Raw genomic sequence first — 8333 nt, 5'->3', positions numbered from 1 at the left:
GCTGGCTGGTGGACGTCGAAGCCTCGTACACCCTGCTGAGGCTGCCCTTCAGCCAGGCGGTGATTCTGGCGGTGGGGGCGGAAAACGTGTTCGAGACCTTCCCGCGCCGCAATCCGTACGCGCGCGACACGGGCGCGAAGTACCCGGAATCCTCGCCCTACGGCTTTGGCGGCGGCTTCTACTATGTGCGCGTCGGGCTTGAATTCTGAGTCGAGCGTGTCGCCCGGAGCAGGGTCCGGCCTTGGCTTTGCATCCGTACAGTGATTCGCGTATTTTGATCCGTATATGGCTCGGGGTGCGATTCTTGACGGCAGGGCGATTGCCCGGTCGGTCCGCCAGTCTGTGAAGGCAGAGGTTGACGGTTTTCGGGCTCAGTACGGCCGCGCGCCGGGACTGGCCACGATCCTGGTCGGCGACAACGCCGCCTCCCGGGTGTATATCGGCACCAAGGAAAGAGCGTGTCGTAAAGTCGGCATCCAGTCCTTTGGCTATCGGCTGCCCGAAACCACGCCCGCGTCCGAGGTTCTGGCCCTTATCGCCGAACTCAACGCCCGGCCGGACGTCAACGGTGTCCTGATTCAGCTGCCCCTGCCGCCGCCCCTGAGCCACGAGCGCTTCGTTGAGACGCTCGCTGCGGACAAAGACGTTGACGGCCTGCACCTGCTCAATCAGGGCCGGCTGCTGCGCGGCGAGGACGGTTTCCGGCCCTGTACCCCGCTCGGAGTAATGCACCTGTTGGCCCACACCGGGCTGTCCCTGGCAGGCCAAAAGGCGGTTGTCATCGGACGCAGCCACCTGGTCGGCCGACCGCTGATTTTTCTGCTGTTGGAACACCATGTGACCGTCACCTGTTGTCACTCGCGGACGACCGATCTGGCCAATTCCGGCCATCGGCCAGCCGGGTATGATTCGCGGAGAGTGGATCAAGGACGGCGCGATTGTTATTGACGTCGGCATTTCCCGGCTGGCGGACGGCTCGCTGGCCGGGGATGTGGATTTTCCGGCGGCCCAGGAACGGGCCGCCTTTATCACCCCGGTCCCTGGCGGGGTTGGTCCGATGACGGTGGCCATGCTCCTCCAGAACACGCTCAAAGCGGCCCGCCAACAGTCGGTCCACTCCAGTTGAGCCATGCCGAAACGCACTCCCCTGTACGACACCCATCACGCTCTGGGGGCGCGTTTTACCGTCTTTGGAGGCTGGGACATGCCGGTTCAGTACACAGGCATTGTGGCTGAACATCGGGCCGTGCGAGCCCGGGCCGGGCTGTTCGACCTCAGCCATATGGGCGAGATCGAGGTTCGCGGTCCCCGCGCCCTGGCCGTGTGTCAGGAACTGCTGGTGACCGATGTGGCACGCCTGGCCGTCGGCCAGGCCCAGTACAGCCTCATGTGTGACGCCGACGGGGGGATTGTTGACGATGTGCTTATCTATCGGCTTGGCCCGGAGCGCTACTCTGTGTGTGTCAACGCGGCGTGTTGTGAGGCCGATTTTGCCTGGTGGGTTGATCGACCGGAGTGCCGAGACGGCTCTGGTCGCCCTCCAGGGGCCGCGGGCTGCCGTCATCCTCCAGCGCCTCACGTCTCTGGACGTGTCCGCTGTGCGACGCTATTGGTCAGCCCAGGCCGAGTTGGCCGGGACAGCTGGACTTGTGGCCCGGACCGGTTATACGGGAGAAGATGGCTTTGAGCTGTTCGTGCCTGCCGAGCATGCCGTCCGGGTGTGGACGGCATGTCTGGCGGCGGGCCGGGCGGACGGTCTCGTCCCGGCCGGTCTTGGCGCGCGCGACACCCTGCGGCTTGAGGCCGGCTATGTGTTATACGGACAGGATATGGATCGCCATGTCTCGCCCTTTGAAGCCGGGCTGTCGCGCCTGGTGCACTTCGAGAGCGGCACCTTTATCGGCCGCTCGGCCCTGGTGCGGCAAAAAGAGCGTGGGGTGACACAAAAGCTGCTTGGACTGCGTATGGAAGAACGGGGTATTCCACGATCTGGATATCGCCTGGGGCGAGACGGACAGGTGCTCGGTCATATCACGAGCGGAACCCAGTCGCCGAGCCTGGGGGTTGGCATCGGCCTGGGATATGGACCGCCGGAGACGAGCCCGGGCACGGAGCTGTGGGTGGAGATCCGCAGCCGCCAGGTCCGGGCCCGGGTCGTCAAGCCCCCTTTCTACCGGAGGAGCACGGAGTAGGGGGGTGGGAGATGTCAATGGATGTTCCAAAAGAGCTTCGCTATTCAACCGAACATGAGTGGGTGGTTGTCGAGGATGGCATCGCGCGGGTAGGCATCACCGATTACGCCCAGGACCAGCTCGGCGACGTCGTGTATGTCGAACTGCCCGAGGTCGAGACTGCGGTGCAGAAGGAGGAGCCGTTTGGGGTGATTGAGTCGGTCAAAGCCGTATCCGACCTGTTTTCACCGGTGAGCGGAACCGTGACCGAGGTCAATATCGACCTGCCCAGCAGTCCAGAAATGGTGAATGACGACCCGTATGGCGATGCCTGGATGATTCGGATTCAGGTCAGCGAGCCGGATGAACTCGAGGACCTGATGGACGCCGAGGAGTACCTCGCGTTTGTCGAACAAGAGCGGGCCGACCGGGAGGACTAGGGCGGCATGCGCTATATCCCTCACACTGAGCAGGATATCGGCTCCATGCTGAGGGTCCTGGGGCTGGGGTCTGTTGACGAGCTGTTCAGCCATCTGCCGGACAGCCTGCGCGCCCAGGCCCACCTCGCGCTGCCGTCCGGTGTGTCCGAGGCCGAACTTCGGGACCGGCTGACCGAGCTGGCCGACCAGAATCCGGGCGCGGTGGCGGACGCGGTTTTTCTGGGCGCCGGCGCCTACCCCCACAGCGTCCCGGTCGTTGTTGACCACATCATCCAGCGGGGAGAATTTGCCACCGCCTATACCCCGTATCAACCCGAGGTCAGCCAGGGCACGCTGCAGGCGGTGTTCGAGTTCCAATCCCTGATCGCGGCCCTGTTGGGCCTGGATGTCGCCAACGCCAGCATGTATGACGGCGCCTCGGCCACGGCTGAGGCGGTCCTGATGGCTAAACGCATCCTGCCCAAGCGCTCAACCGTGCTGGTCTCCAGAGCCCTCCATCCCCAGTATCGGCAGGTCATGCAGACCTACCTCGACGGCTTCCCCGGCGTCCGGCTGCGCGAGCTGGCGTGGGCCGAAGACGGCCGGCTGGACCACGCGGCGCTGGAGCGCGAGCTGGATGAAAACGTCATTGGGGCAGTCGTCGGCTATCCGAATGTATTCGGCATTATTGAGGATGTGGCGGCTGTCAGCCGGGCGGTGCACCACCACGGTGGCCTGGTCATCAGCGCAACCACCGAGTCGCTGGCGCTGGGGCTGCTCAAGTCGCCGGGCGAGCTTGGGGCGGACATCGCGGTGGCGGAGGGACAGAGCCTGGGGATTCCGATGAGCTATGGCGGGCCGGGCATCGGCCTGTTTGCCTGTCGCCAGCCCTACCTGCGCAACATGCCCGGGCGGCTGGTCGGCGAGACCCTCGATCACGACGGGCGGCGCGGCTTTGTCCTGACCCTGGCGACGCGCGAGCAGCACATTCGTCGCCAGCGGGCGACCTCGAACATCTGTACCAACCAGGGCTTGTGCGCCCTGGCGGTGACGGTCTTCCTGTGCCTGATGGGGCGCCAGGGGCTGCGTCGGCTGGCCCGGCACAACGTCACCAAGAGTCATTATGCCCGAGACCTGTTGACCCGCCCCGGCCGGTGTCAGGCGCGCTTTTCGGCTCCGTTTTTTAATGAGTTCGTGCTGTGCGTGCCAAACGCCGAGGCTGTCTGGCACCGGCTTACGGCCGAGGGGTTCATCGCCGGGCTGCCGCTGTACGAGTGGTACCCAGAGCTGTCCGACTGTCTGCTGGTGTGTGTGACCGAAACGCACACCCGGGCGGCCATCGAGCGGCTGGCCCGCAGCCTTGGGGCTGGCGCCGAGGCCGTGTAACAGAGAACCGCCATGCCACAGCGCTCCGATTTGCCGCGCGTCCCACAAACCGCCCCTGCCGGGCAGCATTCGGCCGGTCCGCCCAAGCGCGCCGTGCTGAATGAACCGCTGATCACCGAGCGGGGCTCGCCCGGGCGCGTCGGCTATTCTCTGCCCGCCGACGATATCCCGGCCCGCGATAGCGCTCAGGATCTGCCACCCGAGCTGTGTCGGGCCGATCTTGAGGATTTCCCCGAGGTCAGCGAGGGCGAGGTGGTCCGCCATTTTACCCGGCTGTCGCAGTGGAATTTCAGCGCCGCGACCACCCTGTATCCGCTCGGCTCGTGTACCATGAAGTACAATCCGATCGTGAATGAGGTAGTGGCCCGCCTGCCGGGCTTTGCCCAGCTCCATCCGCTCATGCCGGCCGCGTACGCCCAGGGCGCCCTGGAGCTGATCGCCCGTCTCGAACACGGCCTGGCCGAAATCAGCGGCATGGACGCGATCAGCCTCCAGCCTGCGGCCGGAGCCCAGGGCGAGCTGACCGGCATGAAGCTCATTCGGGCCTACCATGTCGAGCAGGGCCAGCCGCGCAAGAAGGTGCTGATTCCGGGCAGCGCCCACGGCACCAACCCGGCGTCTGCCGCGCTGTGCGGCTATGCGGTGGTTGAGGTGCCGGCCGGTCCGGCCGGCACGCTCGAAGCGGCCACCCTCGAACAGTACATGGATGACGAAGTCGCCGCCCTGATGGTCACCAACCCCAACACCCTGGGACTGTTCGAGCGGGACATCGTCCAGATTGCCGAGTTGGTCCACGCCCAGGGCGGCCTGGTCTACATGGACGGGGCAAATCTGAACGCGCTGATGGGGGTGGCAAAGCCGGGCCACATGGGCGCCGACGTGATCCAGTTCAATCTGCATAAGACGTTTTCGACTCCGCACGGCGGAGGCGGGCCGGGGGCGGGCCCGGTCGGGGTCAAAAAAATCCTCGAGCCGTATTTGCCGCTGCCGCGCGTGGTGGCCGAGGGGACGGGCTATCGCTGGAGTGAGGATTTCCCGCGCTCAATCGGCCGGGTGCGGTCCTTTTTCGGAAATTTCGGAATCCTGGTCCGCGCCTATGCCTACATCCTGGCTATGGGCGGCGACGGGCTCAGCCAGGCCACCCGGATGGCCGTCCTGAACGCCAACTATCTGCGCAAGCGCCTGGAGTCCGCCTATCAGCTGGCCTCGGATTCCCCGTGTCTGCACGAGTGTGTGTTTTCCGACCGTTCCTTTCAGCACACCGGGGTCAAGACCCTGGATATCGCCAAGCGCCTGCTCGATTACGGCTTTTACGCCCCGACGATCTATTTCCCGCTGGTGGTCAGCGGAGCGCTGATGATGGAGCCAACCGAAACCGAGACCAAAGAGACGCTCGACGCCTTTGCCGACGCACTGCTGGCCATTGCCCAGGAGGCTCAGGACGAGCCCGAGGCGCTGAAAGCCGCACCGGCCTCAACACCGGTGGGGCGTCTGGATGAAACCCGCGCGGCACGCCGGCCGGTTCTGGCCTGGCGACGTCAGCCCTGACGATAAAATTGTGCTTCCTTCGGCCCATGGAAACAATCAGCATCCGGGGTGCCCGCCAACACAATCTCAAGAACATCAGTGTTGACATTCCCCGTAACAGCCTGGTGGTCATCACCGGCGTGTCCGGCTCGGGCAAATCGTCCCTGGCCTTTGACGTGCTGTACGCCGAAGGACGCCGTCGCTATGTTGAATCGCTGTCGGCCTATGCCCGTCAGTTTCTTGACCAGCGCGCCAAACCCGAGGTTGATTCTATCAGCGGTCTGTCTCCGGCCGTGGCGATTGAACCGCGCGTCCCGACCAGCTCGCCCCGCTCCACGGTCGGCACCGTCACCGAGCTTGCCGACTATGTGCGTCTGCTGTACGTCCGGGTCGGCACTCCCTATTGTCTCCGGTGCGAGCGGCCGCTCAGCCGTCACAGCGTCCCCCAGATCGTTGATCGCGTGCTGGCTTTCCCCGAGGGCAGCCGGCTCCAGATCATGGCGCCTGTTCGCGTCTCGGACCGGGCGCAGTTTGACCTGGCCGTGCAGGAACTCCGCCGGGCGGGTTTTGTTCGTGTGCGGGTCGCGGGCCAAACCTACGAGTTGACCGACCCCGTGCCTCTGGCGACCGAGCTTGATCTCGTTGTTGACCGTCTGATTGTCAAAAGCGGAATAGCCCGGCGGCTGGCCGACTCCATCGAAACCACGCTGCGCTACGGCCGCGACGTGGTCAAAATCGGCCACACCGGGCCGGACGAGGCATACCACGAAGACCTGTTTACCCAGACGCTGCGCTGTCCGGCGTGCGGCTTCGGCTATCCCGATCTGACGCCGGCCTTCTTTTCGCCCAACAGCCCCGAGGGCGCCTGCCCGGAGTGTGACGGGCTGGGCAGGCGGGCCACAGGGGCAAAGCCTGGGCGCGAAAAGAGGTCTGGGGAGCGGTGCGGGACCTGCGCCGGGACGGGGCTCACGGCTGAGAGTCGGGGGGTGCGGATTCAGGATCGCGATATTGCCCAGCTGAGCGGACTGTCGATTGCCCAGGCGCTCGAGTTTTTTCGGCGCCTGTCCTTTTCCGGTCAGGCGGGCGCGATTGCGGCGCCCGTGTGCCAGGCGATCCGCACCCGACTCCAGATGCTGAACGATATCGGTCTCGGCTATCTGCGGCTCGACCGGCCGCTGCCGACGCTGTCCGGGGGAGAAGCCCAGCGCGTCCGCCTGAGTACCCAGCTCGGGGCCGGCCTGTCCGGCATCCTGTACGTTCTTGACGAGCCCTCAATCGGCCTCCACCCGCGCGATACCACGCGTCTGCTGGCCGCCCTGCACCAGCTCCGGGATCAGAACAACAGCGTGGTCGTGGTCGAGCACGACCCTGAGACAATCCGGGCTGCGGACTACATTATCGACCTCGGGCCGGGTGCGGGGGAGGGCGGCGGGGAGGTGCTGGCAACAGGCACGCCGCACGAGGTCCAAGCTCAGGCTGGCTCGATTACCGGCCGCTATCTGCGCGGGGAGCTTAGCATTCCGGTCCCGACCCGGCGCAGAAAAACCGACCACTCCCTCACTATTGACGGGGTACAGGTCCATAATCTGCAAAATGTGACAGCCTCATTTCCGCTCGGAGTGTTCGGCTGTGTGACCGGCGTGTCCGGCTCGGGCAAGAGCAGCCTGGTCCTGCACGCGCTCGCCCCGGCCGTGTCTCAGGCGCTGGCCGCTCCCGCAGACGCCCCACCGACCCTCAGCGGCTGGCAGACGATTGGCAAACTGGTGCAGATCGATCAGAGTCCGATCAGCCGCACCCCCCACTCCAACCCGGCCAGCTATGTCGGCCTGTTCACTCCGCTGCGCCAGCTGTTTGCCCGGCTGCCCGACGCGCAGGTCCGGGGCTACGGCCCGCAGCGCTTCTCGTTCAACGTCAAGGGCGGCCGCTGTGAGGCGTGTCTGGGCAGCGGGATGGTAGGTGTGGACATGCACTTTCTGCCGGATGTGTACGTCGAGTGCGAGGTGTGTCACGGCCTGCGCTACAACCGCGAGACCTTGGAGGTCCGCTTCCGGGGGCTGTCGATTGCCGAGGTGCTGAACCTGAGCGTTGCCCAGGCGCTCGAAGTCCTGACCGACCTGCCAAAGATTCGTCCCCGCCTGGAGACCCTGCGCGACCTGGGCCTGGACTATCTACGGCTCGGCCAGCCCGCCCCGAGCCTGTCGGGCGGCGAGGCCCAGCGTCTCAAGCTGGCCCGCGAACTCAGCCGTCGCCCGGCCGCTCACACCCTGTACCTGATGGACGAACCCACAACCGGCCTGCATCTGGCCGATATTCAGCGGCTGCTCCAGGTGTTGAACCTGCTGGTGGAGGCCGGTCATAGCGTGCTCGTCATCGAGCACAATCTGGACGTGATTAAAACCGCCGACTTTGTGCTGGACCTGGGTCCTGAGGGCGGCCAGCAGGGCGGCCAGGTCGTGGCGGCTGGAACGCCCGAAGAGATTGCGCGGGTGGAGCGCTCGCATACCGGGCGTTTTCTGAGAAGGTGTCTCTCGGGGCTGTGATCCAGGGTGCCCGCCTCGGCGGTGGACCCTGATGAGCGGGGCAGCATTATTCAACGGCCGCTGCCGGACCGATGGGCTTCCCGTCTGCCGGCTCGTTCACAGCCACACGAACTTCCCCGCGCCCTGGCGCGAATGCAAATGAGAGCTATTGTCTGCCCGTCAGACCTGCCGGAATGCGCCAACACTCGGCCTGCCTCTGCTCCTACCTTCTCCTATTGCTGAGTAGAATCTGTTCTGGGTATAGCCCTGTCTGGACCGAGTTGCGAACTCCTGCGGCGTAAGCCCGTCAA

8 protein-coding genes are annotated in these 8333 nt (G+C 65.2%); all 8 read left to right on the top strand.

Annotated features, from left to right (window positions below):
• Positions 1-209, top strand: a 209-nt coding sequence (locus J4F42_08925) for a hypothetical protein (GenBank protein MCE2485621.1), incomplete at its 5' end; no start/stop codon positions are given.
• A gap of 76 nt (positions 210-285) precedes the next feature.
• Positions 286-948 (top strand): bifunctional 5,10-methylenetetrahydrofolate dehydrogenase/5,10-methenyltetrahydrofolate cyclohydrolase, encoded by a 663-nt coding sequence (locus tag J4F42_08920; GenBank protein ID MCE2485620.1) that lies wholly within the window; start codon positions 286-288, stop codon positions 946-948.
• Positions 905-1126, top strand: coding sequence for a hypothetical protein (locus J4F42_08915; protein MCE2485619.1), 222 nt, complete (start codon positions 905-907; stop codon positions 1124-1126). Before J4F42_08920 ends, J4F42_08915 begins: the two co-directional genes overlap by 44 nt.
• A gap of 364 nt (positions 1127-1490) precedes the next feature.
• Positions 1491-2192, top strand: a complete 702-nt coding sequence (locus tag J4F42_08910; protein ID MCE2485618.1) for a hypothetical protein — start codon at positions 1491-1493, stop codon at positions 2190-2192.
• 17 nt (positions 2193-2209) lie between these two features.
• Positions 2210-2611, top strand: coding sequence for a glycine cleavage system protein GcvH (gene gcvH / locus J4F42_08905; protein MCE2485617.1), 402 nt, complete (start codon positions 2210-2212; stop codon positions 2609-2611).
• Between the two features lie 6 nt (positions 2612-2617).
• The gene (gcvPA, locus tag J4F42_08900) at positions 2618-3976 is read left to right on the top strand and encodes an aminomethyl-transferring glycine dehydrogenase subunit GcvPA (protein MCE2485616.1); all 1359 of its coding nucleotides are present in this window, start codon (positions 2618-2620) and stop codon (positions 3974-3976) included.
• A 12-nt stretch (positions 3977-3988) separates the two neighbouring features.
• On the top strand, positions 3989-5524 hold the full coding sequence (gene gcvPB / locus J4F42_08895) for an aminomethyl-transferring glycine dehydrogenase subunit GcvPB (GenBank protein ID MCE2485615.1): 1536 nt from the start codon (positions 3989-3991) through the stop codon (positions 5522-5524).
• Positions 5525-5550: 26 nt separating this feature from the next.
• The gene (gene uvrA / locus J4F42_08890; GenBank protein ID MCE2485614.1) at positions 5551-8043 is read left to right on the top strand and encodes an excinuclease ABC subunit UvrA; all 2493 of its coding nucleotides are present in this window, start codon (positions 5551-5553) and stop codon (positions 8041-8043) included.
• Positions 8044-8333: the final 290 nt, after the last annotated feature.

The organism is Desulfurellaceae bacterium, assembly GCA_021296095.1.
In the GTDB taxonomy this organism is placed as follows: domain Bacteria; phylum Desulfobacterota; class Binatia; order Bin18; family Bin18; genus JAAXHF01.
This window is presented reverse-complemented; position numbering and strand designations above follow the sequence as displayed.